General features: G+C 48.4%; 21 protein-coding genes. 11 read left to right on the top strand and 10 right to left on the bottom strand.

Annotation, left to right across the window (positions count from 1 at the left end; genetic code table 11):
- The first annotated feature begins 17 nt into the window (after positions 1–17).
- From flgK to ACY2RR_RS02135, 4 genes are read left to right on the top strand one after another with little or no spacing between them, the layout of a single operon-like run.
- Entirely contained in the window at positions 18–1,973 is a 1,956-nt protein-coding gene (flgK, locus tag ACY2RR_RS02150) for a flagellar hook-associated protein FlgK (protein ID WP_490106491.1), read from the top strand.
- Between the two features lie 46 nt (positions 1,974–2,019).
- Entirely contained in the window at positions 2,020–3,180 is a 1,161-nt protein-coding gene (gene flgL / locus ACY2RR_RS02145; protein ID WP_490106490.1) for a flagellar hook-associated protein FlgL, read from the top strand.
- 20 nt (positions 3,181–3,200) lie between these two features.
- Positions 3,201–3,614 carry a flagellar biosynthesis anti-sigma factor FlgM gene (gene flgM / locus ACY2RR_RS02140; protein ID WP_490106489.1) on the top strand — a complete coding sequence of 138 codons (414 nt, stop codon included), beginning with the start codon at positions 3,201–3,203 and terminating at the stop codon, positions 3,612–3,614.
- A 36-nt stretch (positions 3,615–3,650) separates the two neighbouring features.
- On the top strand, positions 3,651–4,118 hold the full coding sequence (locus tag ACY2RR_RS02135; RefSeq protein ID WP_490106488.1) for a flagellar protein FlgN: 468 nt from the start codon (positions 3,651–3,653) through the stop codon (positions 4,116–4,118).
- Between the two features lie 11 nt (positions 4,119–4,129).
- Here ACY2RR_RS02135 and ACY2RR_RS02130 read toward each other — a convergent pair whose 3' ends face one another.
- The 8 genes from ACY2RR_RS02130 to ACY2RR_RS02095 form a co-directional block, all read right to left on the bottom strand.
- A complete protein-coding gene (locus ACY2RR_RS02130; RefSeq protein ID WP_490106487.1) occupies positions 4,130–5,119 on the bottom strand; it encodes a DUF2608 domain-containing protein in 990 nt (329 codons plus the stop codon).
- Between the two features lie 86 nt (positions 5,120–5,205).
- Positions 5,206–7,305 (bottom strand): flagellar biosynthesis protein FlhA, encoded by a 2,100-nt coding sequence (locus ACY2RR_RS02125; protein ID WP_490106486.1) that lies wholly within the window; start codon positions 7,303–7,305, stop codon positions 5,206–5,208.
- A gap of 6 nt (positions 7,306–7,311) precedes the next feature.
- Positions 7,312–8,457, bottom strand: a complete 1,146-nt coding sequence (locus ACY2RR_RS02120) for an EscU/YscU/HrcU family type III secretion system export apparatus switch protein (RefSeq protein WP_490106485.1) — start codon at positions 8,455–8,457, stop codon at positions 7,312–7,314.
- A gap of 3 nt (positions 8,458–8,460) precedes the next feature.
- Positions 8,461–9,240, bottom strand: a complete 780-nt coding sequence (fliR, locus tag ACY2RR_RS02115; RefSeq protein ID WP_490106484.1) for a flagellar biosynthetic protein FliR — start codon at positions 9,238–9,240, stop codon at positions 8,461–8,463.
- A 9-nt stretch (positions 9,241–9,249) separates the two neighbouring features.
- Positions 9,250–9,516: a flagellar biosynthetic protein FliQ gene (locus ACY2RR_RS02110; protein ID WP_490106483.1), complete on the bottom strand. Its 267-nt coding sequence runs from the start codon at positions 9,514–9,516 to the stop codon at positions 9,250–9,252.
- Between the two features lie 2 nt (positions 9,517–9,518).
- Positions 9,519–10,283, bottom strand: coding sequence for a flagellar type III secretion system pore protein FliP (fliP, locus tag ACY2RR_RS02105; RefSeq protein WP_490106482.1), 765 nt, complete (start codon positions 10,281–10,283; stop codon positions 9,519–9,521).
- 1 nt (position 10,284) lies between these two features.
- On the bottom strand, positions 10,285–10,743 hold the full coding sequence (locus ACY2RR_RS02100; protein ID WP_490106481.1) for a FliM/FliN family flagellar motor switch protein: 459 nt from the start codon (positions 10,741–10,743) through the stop codon (positions 10,285–10,287).
- Entirely contained in the window at positions 10,744–11,631 is an 888-nt protein-coding gene (locus tag ACY2RR_RS02095; protein ID WP_490106480.1) for a FliM/FliN family flagellar motor switch protein, read from the bottom strand.
- 95 nt (positions 11,632–11,726) lie between these two features.
- On the opposite strand from ACY2RR_RS02095, the gene ACY2RR_RS02090 reads away from it, so the two are divergent.
- Genes ACY2RR_RS02090 through ACY2RR_RS02060 form a run of 7 tightly spaced genes read left to right on the top strand, consistent with a single transcriptional unit; the run spans position 11,727 to position 18,252 of the window.
- Positions 11,727–12,650, top strand: coding sequence for an OmpA family protein (locus ACY2RR_RS02090; RefSeq protein WP_490106479.1), 924 nt, complete (start codon positions 11,727–11,729; stop codon positions 12,648–12,650).
- 17 nt (positions 12,651–12,667) lie between these two features.
- A complete protein-coding gene (fliE, locus tag ACY2RR_RS02085) occupies positions 12,668–13,018 on the top strand; it encodes a flagellar hook-basal body complex protein FliE (protein ID WP_490106478.1) in 351 nt (116 codons plus the stop codon).
- 2 nt (positions 13,019–13,020) lie between these two features.
- Entirely contained in the window at positions 13,021–14,670 is a 1,650-nt protein-coding gene (gene fliF, locus ACY2RR_RS02080) for a flagellar basal-body MS-ring/collar protein FliF (RefSeq protein ID WP_490106477.1), read from the top strand.
- 5 nt (positions 14,671–14,675) lie between these two features.
- Entirely contained in the window at positions 14,676–15,716 is a 1,041-nt protein-coding gene (locus tag ACY2RR_RS02075; protein WP_490106476.1) for a flagellar motor switch protein FliG, read from the top strand.
- Positions 15,713–16,450, top strand: a complete 738-nt coding sequence (locus ACY2RR_RS02070; RefSeq protein ID WP_490106475.1) for a FliH/SctL family protein — start codon at positions 15,713–15,715, stop codon at positions 16,448–16,450. Before ACY2RR_RS02075 ends, ACY2RR_RS02070 begins: the two co-directional genes overlap by 4 nt.
- Positions 16,431–17,879 (top strand): FliI/YscN family ATPase, encoded by a 1,449-nt coding sequence (locus tag ACY2RR_RS02065; RefSeq protein ID WP_490106474.1) that lies wholly within the window; start codon positions 16,431–16,433, stop codon positions 17,877–17,879. Before ACY2RR_RS02070 ends, ACY2RR_RS02065 begins: the two co-directional genes overlap by 20 nt.
- Entirely contained in the window at positions 17,830–18,252 is a 423-nt protein-coding gene (locus ACY2RR_RS02060) for a hypothetical protein (protein WP_490106473.1), read from the top strand. The genes ACY2RR_RS02065 and ACY2RR_RS02060 overlap by 50 nt, the downstream gene beginning before the upstream one ends.
- Here ACY2RR_RS02060 and ACY2RR_RS02055 read toward each other — a convergent pair.
- Both ACY2RR_RS02055 and ACY2RR_RS02050 read right to left on the bottom strand, forming a co-directional pair.
- A complete protein-coding gene (locus ACY2RR_RS02055; RefSeq protein ID WP_490106472.1) occupies positions 18,221–18,643 on the bottom strand; it encodes a hypothetical protein in 423 nt (140 codons plus the stop codon). The genes ACY2RR_RS02060 and ACY2RR_RS02055 overlap by 32 nt on opposite strands.
- A complete protein-coding gene (locus ACY2RR_RS02050) occupies positions 18,633–18,929 on the bottom strand; it encodes a hypothetical protein (RefSeq protein WP_490106471.1) in 297 nt (98 codons plus the stop codon). The genes ACY2RR_RS02055 and ACY2RR_RS02050 overlap by 11 nt, the downstream gene beginning before the upstream one ends.
- Positions 18,930–19,167 lie beyond the last annotated feature (238 nt).

The following is a 19,167-nucleotide window of genomic DNA, read 5'->3' as shown; positions in this document are numbered from 1 at the left end:
AACACAGGGAGTGTGTTATGAGTCTTACTGATATTGGCATAAGTGGTCTGCTGGCTGCTCAGAAGACTATGGCGGTGACCAGTAACAATATAGCCAACGTGAATACTCAGGGTTACAGCCGTCAGGAAGTGCAACTGACGTCTATCTCAACAAACTTTCCGGGATCAGCCAGTGCTGGCAGCGGTGTGCTTGTTACCGATATCAGGCGACTGGCCAACAGTTTTCTTATTGGACAGTTAAGGGACAGCACCAGTCTCTACAATCAAAAGTCCACCAGTGCCCAGTACATGACTCAGATAGACAGTTACCTGGGTAATGAAAGCTCGGTAATAACGAAAGGGCTAGACACATTCTTTGCCGCAGCCAACGCAGCCAGTGTTGATCCTGTTTCTCTGGCGGCCCGCCAGCAGGTTATCAGTGAAGCGGTCTCTTTAAGCCAGCGCTTCAATACGGTACAGGAACAGCTGGACTCCCAGAGTCGATTGCTCAGCATACAGATGGAAACAGCCTCATCAGAGGCTAATGCCTATATCCAGGGAATTGCCGGCTATAACAAACAGATTCAGGAAGCTCTCAGCGGTGGCAGTAATCCCAATGACCTGATGGATAAGCGGGAGAAAACCATTCAGGATCTTGCGGCACTGACTGGTATTAATGTTCTTCCCCAGCCTGACGGTATGGTAAATGTTTATCTTCAGTCCGGCCATCCTCTGGTGCTTGGTACGCAGACCAACGCCTTGAAAGTTGGCAACCATCCCGTTGATCCCAATATCGCTGGCTTGTATCTGGAAACCTCCAGTTCAACTATTCCTTTGGCCGGTAATCTTGGCGGAGCTATTGGTGGCTTGCAGGATTATCAGGCAAATGTTCTTCCCCAGATTCAGAGTGAAGTTGGTCGGCTTGCCATTGTTTTCTCTGACAATGTGAACAAGTTACTGGCTGCTGGATATGATCTGGATGGTCATCAGGGAGAAGCAACCAGTCAGCTGATGAATGATATTAATTGGTTGCCAGCAAACGACAGAGTCAGCCCGAATGCCAGTAATGCGGGTAATGCTCGTTTCAGCGTCAATGTTGCGGATATGGCGGCGTTAACCGGTGATCCATTTGAAGTTCGTTACGATGGCACCAACTTTACTCTCCATGATGACACGGGCGCCACGATAGCTGGGCCTTGGACTTCTTTGAATGGGCAAACATTTCAGGGGCTGGAATTTACTGTCCATGATGCAGGTTTTGCCGCTGGCGATTCTTTTGAGGTGTCATTCCCTCTCAGCGGTGTTCCGGCTGCGGACCGTGTTTTGGCTGCGCAGGGGGATGCAACTTTGCTTGTAGCTGTGGACGATTCCAGCAAACTACAGGCAACCAATTATGTACTCAGGGTTGATGGTGGTAATTACCAGATAACCCGTGAAAGTGATGGCAAAGTGGTTGTTCCCTGGACAGCGGTTCCGGCTGGTTCCAACAGTGATTTACAGAGTTTCGATGGGCTGGATATCAGTGTTAACAAAAACAATTTACAGAATGGTGATATCTATCTGATACAGCCTTCCCGCAGAGCGGCCGATGAAATTGGTGTAGCCGTTGATAACGCTCGGGCTCTGGCTTTTGCATCTATCCCAGATTCCGCAGGTGACAACACACAGTTGCAGGAAATAGTGGACCTGCAGAACAAAGGGCTGGTGAGTGACGGTGTTGTGAATGGCTCTGTTGTGGATGGCGGGGTGAGCCTCGGAGAAGGCTACACACGTTTGGTGGGGCGGGTTGCTGTTATGACCTCTCAGGTGAAAACAGAACTGGATACCAGTCAGTCATTGTACGAGCAGGCCAGAGATGCCAGAGATGGATTCAGTGGTGTAAACCTGGATGAGGAAGCTATGAATCTGGTGCGGGCAGAGCAGGCCTATGCCGCCAGTGCTCAGGTGATTTCCGTTGCCCAGAGCACCTTCGATACATTGCTCAGGCTATTTTAAAAGATTGTTATTCCGGAACAGTTGAACTGCACGGGAGCACGGACGCATGCGGGTAAGTACAACACAGTTCAGTAATATGATGATGACTGTTATGCAGCGGCAGAGCAGTGATCTGGCAAGAACTTTTGGTGATATCAGTTCGGGTAAACGTATTCAGCAGCCCAGTGATGACGCACTGGCAACTGTAAAGATTCAGCATCTCAACAAAGAAATTTCATCTCTCAACCAATACATTGCCAATGTGAATGCGTTGAAAGGCGTGCTCCAGCAAGAAGACACCCTGCTCTCGAATATGGTGAATGTGACTCAGCGGGCCAGAGAAAATGTTCTGCTGGCGGGTAACGGAACCTTCGATGCCAACAATCTTGAATCGCTGGCCAGTGAAATTGATGAGCAAATCCAGGAATTAAAGAGTCTGGCTAACTACCGGTTGGCTGACGGGCAATATATGTTTGCCGGAAGTAACACTCTGGTTGAGCCGGTTCGCCAAAGTCTGACCCCTGACCGCTTCTACTACGATGGAGATAACCAGCAGAGGTTTGTTGCAATCAGCGCATCCACAAAGCTAGCCAGCAATGACTCCGGACAAGATCTTTTCTTTAACACCGGTATACGAGCTGAGGCATTGCCGTCCAATAGTTCAGAGCTGAACAGTGTAAAGGTGGAAAACAAGGCCGCGTTTCAGGCCTACTCCGATATTTCCCTGACATTTAACACCGGTACCTGGAGTGCAACGGCTACAGCCTGGGATGGCTCAACAACATCTCTTACTGTCACGCCCTCAGGTAATCAGCTAGATATTGGCGGGCTGGTCAGTGCAGAGTTTACTGGTACTCCTACAAATGGTGATCAATTCACCATTGAAAATCTCGATACCTTCACAGCCCTTACCCGGCTGAGCTCTGCTCTCAAATCCGGAAGTGATAATTTGCAGCAGGAAATCAGTACAACTCTCAGCGTGATTGATAAAACCATCGGTAATTTAGGGCAGACCCAGACAGCAGTTGGGGGACGGTTAAATACCTTGGACTCAACCTTTAACAGCCATTCCGATGTTGTGTTGATGGATCAGGTCTTGCGTTCGGAACTGGAAGATCTGGATTACAGTGAGGCTATTTCCCGCTTGAACCTCCAGCAGACAGCATTAACGGCTAGCCAGCAGGCCTATGTGAAAATTCAGGGGTTGTCCCTGTTTAATTTCCTGTAGAACGGTAGGAAATCTGTCATATGAGTGAAATAAATCTGTCTGGAGGCTTAAGCCCTGCCGGAAATAGTCCGAAGAGCAATTATAAGGGTGCTACCTCCGGAACAGACATGGGTGATTCAGACAGAATAAGGCCTCGCTCAGGGCCAGCGTCAGTGATACGCAAACCGGCTTCGGGTTCTGCTTCTGCTTCCAAGTCATCAGCGCCTGCGGCTCGAAGTCAGGGCAATTCAGACAAAGTTGAACTCAGTACCGGTGCCCGACTTCTCGAAGCTCTCGGTGGAGAGTTGGAGCAACTTCAGGATGTTGACCTTGAAAAGGTTGAAGAAGTTCGGGAAGTAATCCGGCAGGGAAAAATGCCTGTAGATCATGAGCAGCTTGCCAACCGTATGCAGTGGCTGTTTAACCAGCTGCCCGCAGATAAAGACAACTCATAAAAACCATTTCCAATCCTATTACCGGAAGCCAAAAGCATGGATGCTATTGCCCGTAATCTTCTTGATGCCCGTACACTTTTTGAAACTCTGGAAAGTTCTCTGCTGGCTCAGCACCGTCATCTGCTGGAAAGGAATATGGTGGAAGTGGAAAGCTCTGCCCAGCAACTAAGAGTTTATGTGGACAGAATTCGCCTGAATGCCCATCGTCGTAACCAGAAATTAATTTCTGGCGGATTCACTGCTGATGAACCGGGTATGCGCCACTACATCTCGTCACTATCAGGTTCTCATAGGAAAACTGCAGAACAGTTATGGCAGGATCTGGAAGCCAGAGTCGGTCGTTGCCGGGAATTGAATATTGTGAATGGTCGTCTGCAGGGACGTCTGCGCGCGGTAACCTCAAAACTGCTGGAAATGATCTGGGGGCAGATTCCCGGGCGGGCCTATAACCGCACCGGGCAAATGGATAAAATTTCTACCCCCAAAAGCATTTCGGATGCTTAGCTACAACTCTTCTAAAGAATTGAGCAGCGCACACGTCTCCCTCGCCTTCTATCGGGATAATCAATAGGTGTTAGCCTGGGCATCGGTCTTGGGCGAACATCTCCTGAATCTGTTTCGCAGGATTCTGGCTTCGGCTTCATTGAGCTTGAACGATCCCCTTTTTTTATTTTTCGTAGCGCTTCATTCGACATAGATGACCCTCTAGTCGATTGCGACTGTGGTTGCGTAGGCTTTGGTCTAACAGGTTCCACATTGGCTAGATGTTCTGGCAGTTCACAGGTACAACTAGATTTTGAGTGTTTTGATGGGGTGAAATAACAACACAATTGGGTCTGGCATTTGTCTTTATGATCAAATTCTGACTGGGACAGAACGTCGGCAACATCTTTGACCTGACGATACAAGTTGTCTACAAAAACTACGCAGCCAAAAGGTTGCCCCTGCTTTCGCTCAAGAGCTTTAATCACTTGGTTTACATAGTTTCCTTTGTCTTCACCTGATGTATACACAACATTATTCTGGATAAACAATTTGCTTGATTGGCGGTCATGAGGGATACGGGATTTGATTTCCCCTGCCAGGCCATCAACGCATTTAGGGTTGTTTTCACTGACCAGTTTAACCCCAAGACTCTTTGTTTCCCGATCGGTCCTTTCCGCTAAATCTTTCATCCGGCTGGTTACTGCAACAACCTGAATGTCTCGTTGCTCAAGAAGCCATTTCACGGTTTCGGGAGATTTCGGTGGGATTCGTGATGAAAACCCTGGCTCATTAATAAATGTTCCATCTATATCCACCAGTACAAGACAAGGTAAAACGCGTTCACCGTTTTTCGCCCGAGCATGAAGCATTGCTGGAATGCGTGATAGACAGTCAACTTCAACCTGTACTAAACGAGTTTTGAATGATGGGTTATAAAAGTCATTACTGACTTCAACGCCGGGTTGTGGGTAACGGTTTTGATGATACGTATATGAGCCCGGTTGATATGATATAGCCATGCTTCCTTCCCCCTAATGCACAATATTACTTAGGGAGCGTTGGCTCTTTAGTGTTCCGTAATTGTTAGTTTTGCTTGCGTTCTTGGCTAACCAAGCTGACCAATAATCTCTATTCGGTATTCATCTGGTATTTCCGTTAATCCCAGCACAGTTAATTCTCTGACAGCAGACAGGCGGGAAAATCTTGCCAGCATTGGCCGAAGTTGCGGTGTAACCAGCAAAACCGCAGGAGTATTTGCACTGTTAGAACGGTTAATCACTTCTGGCAGGCTTTGCTGAAGTTTCACAGTCAGCCCCGGTTCAACGGGAAAGGCTTCTTCACTGTAATGGCCTGTCTGTTTAGCCTGCTCCGATGATTGCAGAAGAGTTTTTTCCAGCTCAGCCGACAGAGTGAAGACCTTCAGCAACAAAGGATCATCTGGTTTCTGTCGTTCAGTGAGAGGAGCAAGTATTTGATAACGTAATGCACTGCGAACATGTTCTGCCATCTGGATGGCTGAGGCCTGTTGTTGCAACTGGTTATCCAGCAAGCGGGTAACAATCGTTTTTCGGTCAGACAGGGGAACACTGTCCCGCAAAAGTTGCTGACATATTTTCATCAGTTGCCCGAGAGACATTTTGTCTGGAATCAGCTCATCGCAAAGGCGGGCAGAGGTTGGCCGTAACTGTTCAAGCCATTGCTGGGCTTCGTCATAGCCAAACAACTCACTGGCCTGAGTTTTCATTAACCTGCCGAGGTGAGTGGTAATAATGGTGACTGGGTCGACCACCGTATAACCCTTTTTCAGGGCATCCTGTTGCTCATTAGCGTCTATCCAGGTTGCAGGCAGTTTGTATGCGGGTTCCAATGTTTGTATGCCATCCAAAACGGCCAGCCCATCATCAGTTTTGATAGCCAGTGATTGTCCCATTTTTATTTGAAAGCCCTCACGGTCTGCCCCCTGCATGGTGATCATGTAGGCCTCTGGGTCGAGGTCCATATTGTCTCGAATATGAACCGCTGGCAGCAGAAAACCCAGTTCCTGGGACAATTCTTTTCTGGTTTCCCTGATTCGCTGCGCCAGCTCGCCGCCGGAGCTTTCGTCTACAAGAGGAATTAACCGGTATCCAATTTCCAATCCTATGGCATCAACAGTTCCCAAATCCTGCCAGCTCAATGAAGAAGGTTTTTGCAATTGGTCAGCGGACGTTGGTTCCTGACTTTCCTTTTTTCTTGCCGACATGGAAAAAAGAGCCACTGAAAGAATAAGGATACCAATGCCGGCAAAAGCCACATGAGGCATTCCCGGAACCAGCCCGATAGTTATCAGCAACCCGGCAGTGACCAGAATGGTTTTTGGATAAGCAAACAGTTCTTTCCGAATCTGATGCTGCATATCATGCATGCCCGAGACCCGGGTTACGATAATTGCCGCTGTAGTGGAAAGAAGAAGTGCTGGCAGCTGGGCAACCAGACCATCGCCAATTGTTAGCAGGGAATAGGTATGAAAAGCTTCTGCGGCAGGCATGTCGTGCTGGAGTATGCCAACGCCTAATCCCCCCAGAAGATTGATTGCCAGAATCAGCAGTCCGGCAACAGCATCGCCTCGCACAAACTTGCTGGCACCATCCATCGCTCCGTAAAAGTCTGCTTCCTGTCCAACCTCTTTTCGTCTTTCTCTGGCTTCATCTGGATGAATCAGGCCAGCGTTAAGATCGGCATCAATGGCCATCTGTTTGCCGGGCATAGCATCCAGAGTGAAGCGGGCAGTCACTTCAGAAATACGTGTACAGCCTTTGGTGATCACCACAAAATTCACGATAATCAGGATAATAAAAACCACCAAACCAACGATGTAATCACCGGCGATAACCACTTCCCCAAAGGACTCAATAACCTTTCCGGCAGCAGCCCCTCCGGTATGTCCTTGAAGCAGAACAATCCGTGTAGACGCAATATTTAATGCCAGGCGCAGAAGTGTGGTGATCAGCAGCAGGGTTGGAAAAACCGTAAATTCCAAAGGCTTTTTTATATAAATGGACTGCAACAGCAGAATCAGAGACAGAGCAATATTGAAGGTAAACAGAACATCCAGACAGAACGGTGGAACTCTGAGAATGATCATAGCCAGCGCGACCAGCAGTAAGAGTGGCGGCGCTAGGTAGTTGGAAAGTGCAGTGCGAACTGTGTGAGTCTGTTCGGTCATGTACTGCTAATCGTGCTGGTATTGTTTGGGGATTGGAATATCCATCATAGTTGGCGCTTCCCCCTGCCTGTTGGCCAGATAATTATTGAGCAGATACACATAAGCCATCACTCGTGCCACAGCAGTATAGAGCCCAGCGGGAATTGGGTGGTCTATTTCAACGTTGTAAAACACAGCCCTTGCCAGAGGTGGCTGACAGATCACCGGCCGACCGGCTTTCTTGGCGATTTCGACAATTTTCTCTGCCAGCAGGTCACTGCCTTTGGCGATAAGAATAGGCGCGTTTTGTCGTTTTTTGGAAAAGGGATCGTAGCGCAGGGCAATAGCGATATGGTCAGGGTTGGTGATAATCACGTCGGCATCCGGAACGGCCTGCAACATACGACGGTTGCTTTGTTCTTTGCGAACCCGCTTTATTCTCTCCTTGGTTTCCGGTGAACCCTCTTCTTCCTTTTGCCCTTCTTTTGCTTCCTGCTTGGTCATCATTAGCTGACGGTTATGGCGGTAAATCTGCCAGGGAGCATCCAGCAACCCAATAACAAGAAACCCTAAGGAAAAGTAAACCATAGCGTTAACAACCAGAGTCTGCAGAACCTCAACAGCAGGCCTCAGGTCTTGTTGCCCGGCAGCCATCATGGTTGGTAATTCACTGCGAATAAATAAGAACAGGATCAGTGAGAAAACCACGGTTTTTAGAATGGCTTTGACCAGCTCTGCCAGTGTTTGCAGAGACATCAGGCGTTTGATCCCGGCAATAGGATTCAATCGTTCCCATTTAGGGCGTGCGGCTTTCAGGCTGAGAATAAGCCCCCCAGTCATCAGGGAACCGGCGATGGCTGCCACTGTAATAATTGCTAACAGTGGAAGAGCAAACTTCGCAATAACGGAACCACTAACCTGCAGTCGACTCAGCATATAACTGGCATCAACTATCTCTGCCGGATGTATCCCCAGAGTTAACCGACAAAGTTGAATCAGTGAATCAGGAATACCTGGGCTGACAATAAGAAGAAAGAAACTGAATGCCAACAGCTGAAAAGCCATAACCAGCTCTTTGGAGCGGGGAACCTGACCTTCAGCGCGGGATTGGCGAAGTTTTCGCTCACCGGGCGGTTCTGTAGGTTCCTGAGCTGAGTCATGTTCTCTGGACATGATTCAGGTAAGTGCCAGTTGTCGTAAGAGAAGAATGGCTTCCTGAGTGAAACGCCGAAAGGGTGCTGAAAATTGTTCAAAGCTAAAGCAAATAATCAACAGGCCAGATAGCAAAGAGAGAGGAAAGCCAAGGCTGAGAAGGTTGAGCTGCGGCGCTGCTCGGGACATAAACCCAAAAGACAGGTTAATCACTAATAGCGCTGTTAATGCTGGTAAAGCCAATATCAGCGCTGCAGAGAAAATCCAGCCAGCATAATGAATAAGGCGTTCTGCCGATTGCAGAATATCCGGAAAGGTTGCCGGCTCTATGGTGCGAAAACTTTCCAGAAGAATTGAGATTGCCGTGGCATGACCATCCATAAGGAAAAACATAATCAGGGCAGCAAACTGATAAATCTGGCTGACAACTGTTACGCTGATACCTCCTGCCGGATCATTCATCTGGGCCATACCCAAACCCATTTGCAGACCAATAATATGCCCCGCCATAGAGAACAGGCTGAACCAGAGGCTCAGCACCATGCCAAAGATAATTCCGGTAATAAATTCCCCCAGAGTACAGAAAATACTTTTCAGTGAGAGACCGTGAATGCTGTTTTGAACAGCATCTGCTGGCAGGGACGTTAAGACGGAAACCGAAAGTGCAATAGCAAGAATCAGGCGTATAGAGGTTGGCAGAAATGATCCGGTTACAGGAAAGGTCAGTAGAAAACCGGAGATTCTGACAAAAGCCCAGACGAACAATGTAAGCCAGTGTTCCAGGTAGTAAACGGACGTGGACATCAGTAACCCTCAGAGAAAACCGGGGATTGCTGTATACAGTCGTATAAACAGATCACTAAGTTCCTGAATCAACCAGTGGCTGGCCAGCGCCATACTGATCAGAGTAACTAACAATCGAGGCAGAAAGCTGAGAGTTTGTTCAGTGATCTGGGTAGCAGCCTGAAAAACACTGATAATTAAACCCGTCACAAGGCCGGGTAATATCAATACGGCAACAATTTTAGTTACCAAATAAAGCGCGTCGGTAAGCAGGTCGGCAGCTAGATCGGGCTCCATCGCTAAAAACTCCTGGCAAGACTGCCAATCGTCATTCCCCAGCCATCAACCAGAACAAACAGCATCAGTTTGAAAGGTAGGGAAATAATCAGGGGAGACAACATCATCATACCTAGCGCCATCAGGATGCTGGCGATAATCAGATCGATAACCAGAAATGGCAAAAAAATCATAAAGCCAATCTGAAAAGCGGTTTTCAGTTCGCTGGTTAGAAAGGCAGGAACCAGTGTTGTTAGCGGTGTATCAGATAACGACTCCGGCGGTTTTTCTCCACTGAGCACAAAGAATTGTTCGAGGTCAGCTTTGCGGGTCTGGTTCAGCATAAACCTGTGCAGCGGTATAACGCCTTCTTTCACTGAATCCTGAAAAGACAGTTGGTCATTCAGGTATGGTTCAACGGCACGATTGCGAATCTCTTCAAAAACCGGACGCATAATGAAAAGGGTCAGGATTAAAGCCAGCCCGATTAATAACCGGGTTGGAGGTGTTTGCTGAAGCCCAAGAGCCTGCCGCAATATTGCCAGAACAATCAGTATTCGGGTAAAGCTGGTCATGGCCATTAAGGCTGTGGGCAGAAATGTTAGCGCCGTAAGAATCAGAAGTATCTGAAGGCTGACACTGAAATCCTGAGTCGTATCGCCACTGGTGATCGATAGTAGTGGTAAGTTTCCCGCACCCAAGCTGAAGGGGGAAAGAAGTAATAACCCTCCCCCAAGAATGGCTATGAAGGTTTTTGCTGGTGAGTGCCATGGAACCGTCGATGACATATCAAGGGCTCAGCTTGAAGTTACTGGTTTGAGCCTTGGTCAGGCTGAGGATTCTTACGCCGTAATAATCCCCCACCAGTACAACCTCTCCCTTGGCAATCAGTATGCCATTGGCTTTTACATCTAAAGGCTCGCTTTCCTTATGTTGCAGGGTAACAACAGAACCAGCCCGGAGAGATGAGACTTCGGAAATGGTCATCTCTTTATCACCCACTTCCAAAGTCAGCAAAATAGGGATGTCGCCAATGATGGACAGGTCTGGACGTTCTGACAGCCCGTTATCCACCGGTTCGCACTGGTCAGCCTCCTCAGTTATGTCAGTTGTGGCTGAAAGGTTCTCCTCATCAATGTCTTCAGGAGGTGTATCAAGGTTTTCTTCTTCACTGGCTACTTCATTTTCTTCGTATTCTTCTGCCTCATCATCTGTGAACTCATCAACTTCAGTTTTATCGTCAGACACTTACAGCTCCTGATTCTTTTGGCGAACGATCTTAAGGACCAGTCTGTCCGTTTGCATGGCAGGCTCAGCAGTATGAAGAAAGCTTCGACCTGATCTCAGGTAGGTGGTATCAGGCCATTCGACAGGAAGAATATCGCCCTCTTTAAGATGTTTGAGCCGTTTGACAGATATCCACTTACGGGACAGTTCTGCGCGTACTCGAACCGTGATTTTATCAATGTTTTTGAAAAGCTCAGCGGGATCTGAAACGACATCCCGGTGTTCACGACTGACTGCGGCGCTGACAAAAAAAGCGGGCATGGCAATAAGCATTTCACCTTTGTAGTTTCCCATCTGGAATACAAAACGACTGATTAAAAGAGGATCCAGATCTTTTGGTAAACGGAGAATTGTTTTCAATTCACTTTTCTCCGGCGGAATCCAGTTCTGCCAGACTTTCAGCCAGGTTTTGCTAATGACTGTTGCTATGTCATGAATCAGCTGATGCTCAGCTTTGCTGATAGTTTTATTCTGGGTTTCGACTCCTCCTTCTCCTCCATAATAAAGGTCTGACATGTTGCCAGGAGCGCTGCCGTCCATTAGGAGGTAGCCATAGGTGTTACTACCGACGCTAAACTGAAAGATAAGCTTGTTCCGGCATAAAGGGGCTACGGTTTTCTGGTAGAAGTCGACAGAGTCAAGGTCAAAGGTTTTTATTGAGCAATCCAGCATTTCCAAAAAAGGGGTGATAGCTCTTTCCCTGAAACTTTCAGAGACTTCTCGCTGAGCCTGTAGAGCCCACTGCATGCTGAGTGCGGATTTGATCAGTGAAAACGGTTCAGGGGAGCCGCTGTTATCTTCCGAAGGTGCACTACCAGCAAATTTATTCTCACGAAAGTTGTCGTTCATCTGGTTAGACAGACTTCTCGGTTCATCAAGTTTCAGAGAAATATAGTTGAACTAAAATCTTCAACGAACTTTTTCACAGGGTTCTCTGGCAGATCATGAAATCGCCGGCTTTGCGCGCTTTGTTTACTCAAGCCTTGTTACTGATTTTCGGTGTACAGGCAGCTGTTGCTTACAGTGCAATCTTTCGTTTGCCTATTGATGACCATAGCTGGGACTTTGAGCGGGTAGGAGTGCTTGCCTGTCGTCTTACCCGACATGTAGAAGGTTTTGGTGAGGTATCTATGGTTGTCGGTGCAGGGCTGGTTTCCAAGCTAATGCTAAACACTATTTCCGTTCGTAACTACGATGGTTCGGTGCGGTTTTTCATGAAACCTGAAGTCTGGAATCACAAGGACTATGAGGTGGAAGTCGGAGTGAAGCATAGAGAGAGCGATAAAGGTATGCAGTTTACTTTGGATGTTCATCCGCTCAAATGGATAACCATGATGTCCCGGCCTTATCAGCTGCTACTGGAAATATACGACAAAGACAAGCAGAGGGTAGCAGCACTGGAGATGCCGACAACGGGCTTTTCATTTCAGCTGGCAAATATGACGGACTGCCTGGTTGATCTTCTTCCTTATAATTTCGACCAGCTTAAAAAAACAGTTCTATATTTTGAACCGGGGAGGGCACAACTGACAGACAGTCAGCGCCTGAAACTGGCCGATATTGCTGATTATCTTGAATGGGATGGCTCTGTTGTCGGTATGTCGATAGATGCCTATACAGATAGTTCTGGTTACCGGCTGGATAACCTTTTGTTATCAGAGAAAAGGGGAAACTCTGTTTATCGCTATTTGATGTCGAAGGGAGTGAAGCCAACCCAGGTTCTTAATCTGCGCCATCATGGCCAGCGTTATCCGGCAGAAAATAACGCAACCAGAAAGGGGCGGGAGCTTAACCGTCGGGTGGTGATAACCCTGAAGCGGGCTGGCCAGTTAGGCAGTGGTATGAGTTTTTCAATGCAAGGTTCATAGAGACACCATAATCGACTATGAGTGAAATTAGCCAGTCTTTGAATGTCGCTTTTCCATCAGTGATATCCCCGTCTTTTGAGCGTGTTCAGTTGTTTGATAGTACGGGCTCTGAATTTTCCTCAGTGGAATCTTTGTCAGTCAATAACTTCAAAAGCTATTCCAAAATTTTCAGCCACTCATTGAATGTTGTGAACTCCAACCAGAATCAGGCTTCCAGTGCTATGGCGGCTGTTTCCCAGAGACAGTCAGACGATCTGATAGGAACAGTTATGGCGATACAGAAGGCCAGCCTGTCCTTTCAATTTTTGCTGCAGGCCAGAAATCGGTTTGTAGAAGGCTATCACGAACTCTTTAACCAGCAGATCTGATTATGGCTTCAGCGTTTTCAGCAGGCTTGGGGAAAGTGTCGGAGTTATGGCAACGGGTGATCGCCTACAGTCGAGGGGTCCTTGGTTCAGAGGCGGCCGCCACGGAAGCGGAACTCACCACAGATAATAAAGAGCATCTCAGCGAGCAAACCATCTCTACGCGGGGAAGCTATTTATGGTGGGCCGGAGGCCTGCTGTTGTTTGCGATAGTGTTCAGCTCATGGCTGTGGTGGCAGGATCGTGACTATCGCGCACTCTATGGGCGAAATGAATCTTACGACACTTCGGCTGTTATCGAATGCCTGGAACGGGAAAGCATTTCTTATCGTCTTCACCCAGACAGCGGGCAGGTTCTGGTGCATGCCAATGAAGTATCGTCAGCCAGAATGGCTCTTGCCCAGGCCGGTATCGTTATCCCCGTTAGAAGCCAGATATCACGCGCCGATAAGGGTTCTTCCCTTGGTGTCAGCCATTTTACCGAGCGAGCGCGTTATATCCGGGGGCTGGAAGATGAATTAAGCAGGACTATTCAAGGTATTGATGCTGTGCGGCTGGCCCGGGTGCATCTGGCTGTTCCGGAACAGAGTAGTTTTTTGCGTGACACTCCAAGTTCAAGAGCTTCGGTCTCCCTGGATATTTATCAGGGACAAATCATTTCCCGGGCCATGATCAAAGGCATTATTGAACTTGTGGCGGGAAGTGTGGCCGGCCTGGATAGCAGCTCCGTTGCCGTTGTTGACCAGTCCGGAAAGCTTCTCAGTGCGGAAGTGAATGATGTTGATGAAGGTGTGTCAGCTACCAGTCAGCAGCTTGCAGTTCGGTCACAAATAGAAATGCATCTGGAGAATCAGGTCGCAAAGCTGGTGGAGGCGGTCAGTGGGCCGGGCCGGTACCGGGTTGATGTATCAGTTGAAATGGATTTCAGCAATCAGGAAAGCGCCTGGGAAGACTTTGGCCCCGATAATGGTGTGCTGAGAAGTGAGTCCATCAGTTCAGTGGGGAAACCTGCTACATCGGACATTACTGAGGCAACAGGTAGCCCCGTGATTAGCGGCGGTAATAATCCCCTGGTACGGAACTATGAAGTTAACCGGCAGGTGAACAAGGTTGTTCGTGTTCCCGGTCGCCTGTTGTATTTATCTGTGGCTGTTTTACTTGACTACAGAGCCGGTGAGGACGGGGCACTGGCACCCTGGAGTGAGGTTGAATTAATGAGTCTTCAATCTCTTATTGAGCAGGCTGTAGGTGCTCGGGATGACCGCTCAGATCGGGTAACTGTACAGAGTATGCCATTCTTTCATCCGGCCAAAGGCAGTGCTTCGCTACCGGGGTCCCTTCCATCTATGCCTGCTGATGCAGATAAAACTTCCCTGATTACAGGTGCAGTGATTGCTTTAATTCTGCTGTTAGTTGGTCTTGGTGTAAGGATTCGTTCCAGAAGAAAAACGGCTCGTGCAAAAGCACTGGCAGCTGCTCAGGCTCGTGTTGATTCCCGTGATGAGAGTGATTTCGAGATGGGGGAGCGTGCTCCGGCTTCTCTCAGTGACGAACAGTTGGAAGCACGGAAAAGGGTGTTGATGGCTTATGCCAGCAATGAGCCCGACCGTGTTGCAATGGTGCTGAAAAACTGGATGCAGAGTGAAGATCAGTGAGTGATATGCCCGACTCAAAAAATACAGCCACTGGCGCCGGTGCAGGTATTAAAGGGCGCGGTGGACAGAGAGAAGCAGCAGCCATTATTTTTATGCTGGGTGAAAAGTATGCAGCCAGTATTATTCGCCGCCTTTCGCCGGTAGAGATCAGGGCTATCAGCGAGGCCATTAATAATTTCCCGCAGTTGTCGGTTGAAGATTTTATTCACGCTGTTGAGCGATTTGAGCAGGATTACCATAAAACGTCGTTTATCAGCACTGATGCCCGAAGCCATATTCAAGGGATTATGCAAAATGCATTAGGCAAGGTACATGCGGATTCTCTGCTGAACTCTATGGAAGACCGTCAGGGAAGTGACCGCCTGACAGGGCTGCAAAACGTACGTCCCGAATCTTTGGCCGCAGTCATCAAAAAAGAGCAGATACAGATGCAGGTGGCTGTACTTTCCTGTTTAAGCCCCCAACAGGCTGCAGATGTGCTTGAGATTATGCCGGAGAGCAGCCAGTCAGAAATCATCCGCCGTATGTCTTGTATGGATTACCTTCCCAAGCTGGCACTGCAACGGATAGCAGATTTTCTGGAAGATTTTCTGAAGGAGTCCCATCAGGAAACGGTTATTACCCTCCAGGGGCAGAATCTGGCGGCAGAGGTTCTTACCCAGATGGATAAACGTCGGGTCGATGATCTTATGAATCAGCTGCGGGACAAAGATGAAAGTCTGGCAGCAGGCGTAGAGTCGAAAATGTTTTCCTTTGAACATATATCCCGCCTGACTCCAGACTCAGTTCGTAAAGTGGTTTCCAAAACCGATCAAAAACAGCTGGCTCTTGCTATGAAAGGAACCTCTGCTGAATTTCAGGAACAGATTTATTCTGTTATGGCTCGAAGGGCCTCTGAGTATCTACGGGATGATTTTGAGGGCATCGGAAGGGTTCCCATGAGCATTGTTAATAAAGCGCGTAAAGAAATTCGCGACCACATGCTGATTATGCTTCATGCCAATGAGATTGAGATGAAGTCCAAAGACGATGAGCTTGTGGAATGAGTCGTCGTTACTTTCTTCTGAAACGTTACCAGTTCCCGGATTGTTTAACAGAACCCTCCGAACCGGAGGAAACGGTTGAGGAAGATGTTCAGGAGCCAGAATTACCGTCTGGTGTGGTTAATATCCATTACCGCAGAGCATTCTGGAAAGCTTACAGACGAGGTTATCGTTGTGGTACCAAGCGTGGGGAAATGCACGGAAGCTTAAAAGGAGAAAAGAGCGGCTACACCGTTGGCTTTAAGGATGGGCAGGAGAAAGGGTTCAGACTCGGTTATGGGGATGGGTTGCAGACTGGAGAGGCGGAAGCACAAAACCTTCTCGCTATTTTTAACCAGCTCTGGCTGCACTTGTCTGGTCTGGAACGGCAATATTGGGAGCAGCTTGAGTCTGAACTGGCGGGGGTAGTGGAAGGTATTTGTCGAAAGGTTGTACGGGAAGAACTGCAGACATCAACAACCGCATTGGAAACGCTGGTGCAGGAAACACTGGAGCTACTCCCCAGAGAAGAAGATTTGCGGATAGTTGTTAACCCCAAAGACAAACTGACAGTAGAGCGGCTGTCTGATAAGTACCCGGAACAGTGGCAGGTGATAACTGATGACGGAATAACGCCTGGAGGCTGCACGATTCAGGTGGGTTCTGGTTCAGCTGATGCTCAGGTGGAGACACGATTAAACGGTTGTTTCGAAGACATGAAAGAGAGTCTGGAGAATCATGCAGAGTCCAGACCTTGAGAGCTTGTCTGAACGTACAGACAGACAGTGGAACAACCTTTTCGAAAGAGTTCGAAGTGCCCGGCAGGCTGTGCACAACGGTTTTTCGCCCGTTCAGGTAACCGGTGAACTTGTGCGGCTGGCAGGGATGACCATGAAGGCCAAAGGTTGCCAGCTTGATACTGGTCAGCGTTGTCTGGTGAAAGGTCATAGTGGTGTCAGGGTTGAGGCTGAAGTTGTTGGCTTTGACCATCAGTACCTGTTCCTGATGCCCATTGAGTACACGGAAGGTCTGGGACCTGGAGATAGCGTTATTCCTTTGGGGCGTGAGGCATCTGTGCCTGTGGGAAAAGAGCTTTTGGGGCGGATTGTGAATGGTGTTGCCAGCCCGCTTGATGGAAAAGGTCCTCTTAACTGCGAAAACTATCTTCGCCTTCACGGCCCAGTAATTAACCCTCTGGATCGTTGCCCGGTAAGAAAACCTCTGGATGTTGGCGTTCGCTCAATCAACGGTTTATTCACCGTAGGGTGTGGTCAGCGTCTGGGTTTATTTTCTCCGTCTGGTGTTGGCAAAAGTACCTTGTTGGGGATGATGACCAAGAATACGACTGCTGACGTTATTATCGTGGCCATGATTGGAGAGCGAGGACGTGAAGTCAGGGAATTTGTGGAAACCATTCTTGGTAGGGATAACCTGAAAAAGGCCATAGTGGTGGCAGCTCCTGCCGATCATGCTCCCATTATGCGATTACGTGCAGCGGTGCTGGCTCACAGGTTTGCTGAATACTTTCGGGATCAAGGGTTGAATGTTCTGCTGCTTATGGACTCGCTCACCCGTTATGCACAAGCTCAGCGGGAAATTGCGTTGGCAGTGGGAGAACCGCCATCCGCCCGAGGGTATCCGCCATCGGCTTTCAGCATGATGTCCCGGCTGGTTGAGCGTGCCGGGAATGGGCGGGAAGATTCCGGTTCTATTTCGGCGTTTTATACTGTGCTGGTTGAAGGGGAAGATAGCGAAGATCCGGTTGCAGAGTCCGCACGGGCTATTCTTGATGGACATATTGTCTTAAGCCATGATCAGGCTATCAGCGGACTTTATCCGGCAATTGATGTATCGGCTTCCGTCAGTCGTACCATGACTGCATGCATCAACAGTGAACAACTTTCCTTTTCCAGCCGCTTTCGTTATCTCTATGAAAAAGCCCGAACCGGGCGTGAACTCACTATGTTGGGTGCCTATCAGAGGGGCAATGACCCTGAGATAGATCAGGCTCTGGCCTTTGAGGAAAAAATGCGCGGTTATCTGCAACAGGGAATATCAGAAAGTTTTTCTATGGAAGACAGCGTAAACAGCCTGAGAGAGCTTTTTAATGAGCCGATCCCTGAGATTAAAGCGCAGCATGCAGCAGAGGTTGGCGCTGCATCTGAATCTTCAAACACGATTGCTTGATCAGCAGCAGGCCGCTCTGCGAGATAAGCGATCTGCACTTGAGCGTGAACTCTCGGTATCTGACCTGCTTTCCGGATTGATGAGTGATGCGGATTTGAAACTGTCCGCAGGTGAAGAGCTGTCTGGAATCTCCCTGAATAATAATGGGCAGTTCAAGTCGCTGCTTTATACCGGCCTCAGTTTAAGGTTGCAGCAGGCCAGTATTCTTCAGGGCGAATGCCAGGAAATGGCAGAGTCACTGTTAACAAGGAAGCGGGTGGTTCAGCATCTGGAGGCTATTGTTTCAGCGGCCAGACGAGCCAAAATAAGAAGGCAGTTGGCACTTGTAAACGATGAGTGGGTTACGCGCGGACAAGAAGGCTGCTCTCTTTAACAGCCTTTTTCTCTGCAACGCTTTTACTCAGATAGCGTGCGTTTTTTGTAGAGAACAGTATTTTAGAGAAGTCAGAGCAATACTGGGACATATCTTCCAAATGCTCCATATTTCGGGAGTATTGGACTTGGCACTGTTCAGCCAGTTTGAAGACCTGTTCCCAGCCCTGATGCCCTGCTGCTTTTACAGATTGAAATAACTCTTCCTGTTCCAATGCAGCTGTTAACTTTGCAACCTTCTGACTGAGGGCAAGGCTCTGCTCTGATGTTGCCTGTAAAGCTTCCGAATCTCTGGCAACCAGAGACTGCTCTTGTCTTTCCAGAACATGTATCAGTTGTTTTACCTGATCCCGCAGAGCGTTCAGGGAAACTTCTATCGCCTCAATGCTCATCAGATAACCTGCCCGTATCCAGAATAGCTCTGGCAATACTTTCAGATGATACGGTGCTGTTTTCTGAGTAATTCTGCTTTGCCTGTAGCACAAGGCTTTTATCAACATCGCCCATAGCTTTCAGCCGCTGAAACTGCTTTGTTAAAGCAGTTGGTTCCGTAGTACTGGTTTCTGAAGCGCCAGCAACCTGACGGGGAGCAGCTTCCGTATGTTTGTTGATTTCTGGCGTTGCAGAACTCGAGGAAACTTTCTGTATGGCAGCCGGTGGCAGTGAAGAGATCGACATAAAAAGAGAACCGTGATCCGGGAGCTGGTTTACTCGACCAAAGCACGGTTAAGTTTAGCTTTAGCATGACTTAAGTCTAAGGCTGGCTAATTGTAGGTTGGGTTAGCGAAGCGTAACCCAACAATTTTGTAACACTTCCTTGCTGGATCAGATGCCTGGCGTTGTTGGGTTACGCCACTTTGCGGCTAACCCAACCTACGGTTTCCAGTCAAAAACCATATTCTTGGGAAGAAAGTCA

The sequence above is a fragment of the Parendozoicomonas sp. 2304DJ65-17 genome (assembly GCF_058148445.1).
Note: the sequence above shows the minus strand (reverse complement) of the source record. Positions and strands in the feature narration are given on the sequence as shown.

Excerpts from the sequence above, each read along its gene's own strand:
- flgK (WP_490106491.1), top strand. The coding sequence starts at position 18 with ATGAGTCTTACTGATATTGGCATAAGTGGTCTGCTGGCTGCTCAGAAG.
- flgL (WP_490106490.1), top strand. The coding sequence starts at position 2,020 with ATGCGGGTAAGTACAACACAGTTCAGTAATATGATGATGACTGTTATG.
- flgM (WP_490106489.1), top strand. The coding sequence starts at position 3,201 with ATGAGTGAAATAAATCTGTCTGGAGGCTTAAGCCCTGCCGGAAATAGT.
- ACY2RR_RS02135 (WP_490106488.1), top strand. The coding sequence starts at position 3,651 with ATGGATGCTATTGCCCGTAATCTTCTTGATGCCCGTACACTTTTTGAA.
- ACY2RR_RS02130 (WP_490106487.1), bottom strand. The coding sequence starts at position 5,119 with ATGGCTATATCATATCAACCGGGCTCATATACGTATCATCAAAACCGT.
- ACY2RR_RS02125 (WP_490106486.1), bottom strand. The coding sequence starts at position 7,305 with ATGACCGAACAGACTCACACAGTTCGCACTGCACTTTCCAACTACCTA.
- ACY2RR_RS02120 (WP_490106485.1), bottom strand. The coding sequence starts at position 8,457 with ATGTCCAGAGAACATGACTCAGCTCAGGAACCTACAGAACCGCCCGGT.
- fliR (WP_490106484.1), bottom strand. The coding sequence starts at position 9,240 with ATGTCCACGTCCGTTTACTACCTGGAACACTGGCTTACATTGTTCGTC.
- ACY2RR_RS02110 (WP_490106483.1), bottom strand. The coding sequence starts at position 9,516 with ATGGAGCCCGATCTAGCTGCCGACCTGCTTACCGACGCGCTTTATTTG.
- fliP (WP_490106482.1), bottom strand. The coding sequence starts at position 10,283 with ATGTCATCGACGGTTCCATGGCACTCACCAGCAAAAACCTTCATAGCC.
- ACY2RR_RS02095 (WP_490106480.1), bottom strand. The coding sequence starts at position 11,631 with ATGAACGACAACTTTCGTGAGAATAAATTTGCTGGTAGTGCACCTTCG.
- ACY2RR_RS02090 (WP_490106479.1), top strand. The coding sequence starts at position 11,727 with ATGAAATCGCCGGCTTTGCGCGCTTTGTTTACTCAAGCCTTGTTACTG.
- fliE (WP_490106478.1), top strand. The coding sequence starts at position 12,668 with ATGAGTGAAATTAGCCAGTCTTTGAATGTCGCTTTTCCATCAGTGATA.
- fliF (WP_490106477.1), top strand. The coding sequence starts at position 13,021 with ATGGCTTCAGCGTTTTCAGCAGGCTTGGGGAAAGTGTCGGAGTTATGG.
- ACY2RR_RS02075 (WP_490106476.1), top strand. The coding sequence starts at position 14,676 with ATGCCCGACTCAAAAAATACAGCCACTGGCGCCGGTGCAGGTATTAAA.
- ACY2RR_RS02070 (WP_490106475.1), top strand. The coding sequence starts at position 15,713 with ATGAGTCGTCGTTACTTTCTTCTGAAACGTTACCAGTTCCCGGATTGT.
- ACY2RR_RS02065 (WP_490106474.1), top strand. The coding sequence starts at position 16,431 with ATGCAGAGTCCAGACCTTGAGAGCTTGTCTGAACGTACAGACAGACAG.
- ACY2RR_RS02060 (WP_490106473.1), top strand. The coding sequence starts at position 17,830 with ATGCAGCAGAGGTTGGCGCTGCATCTGAATCTTCAAACACGATTGCTT.
- ACY2RR_RS02055 (WP_490106472.1), bottom strand. The coding sequence starts at position 18,643 with ATGAGCATTGAGGCGATAGAAGTTTCCCTGAACGCTCTGCGGGATCAG.
- ACY2RR_RS02050 (WP_490106471.1), bottom strand. The coding sequence starts at position 18,929 with ATGTCGATCTCTTCACTGCCACCGGCTGCCATACAGAAAGTTTCCTCG.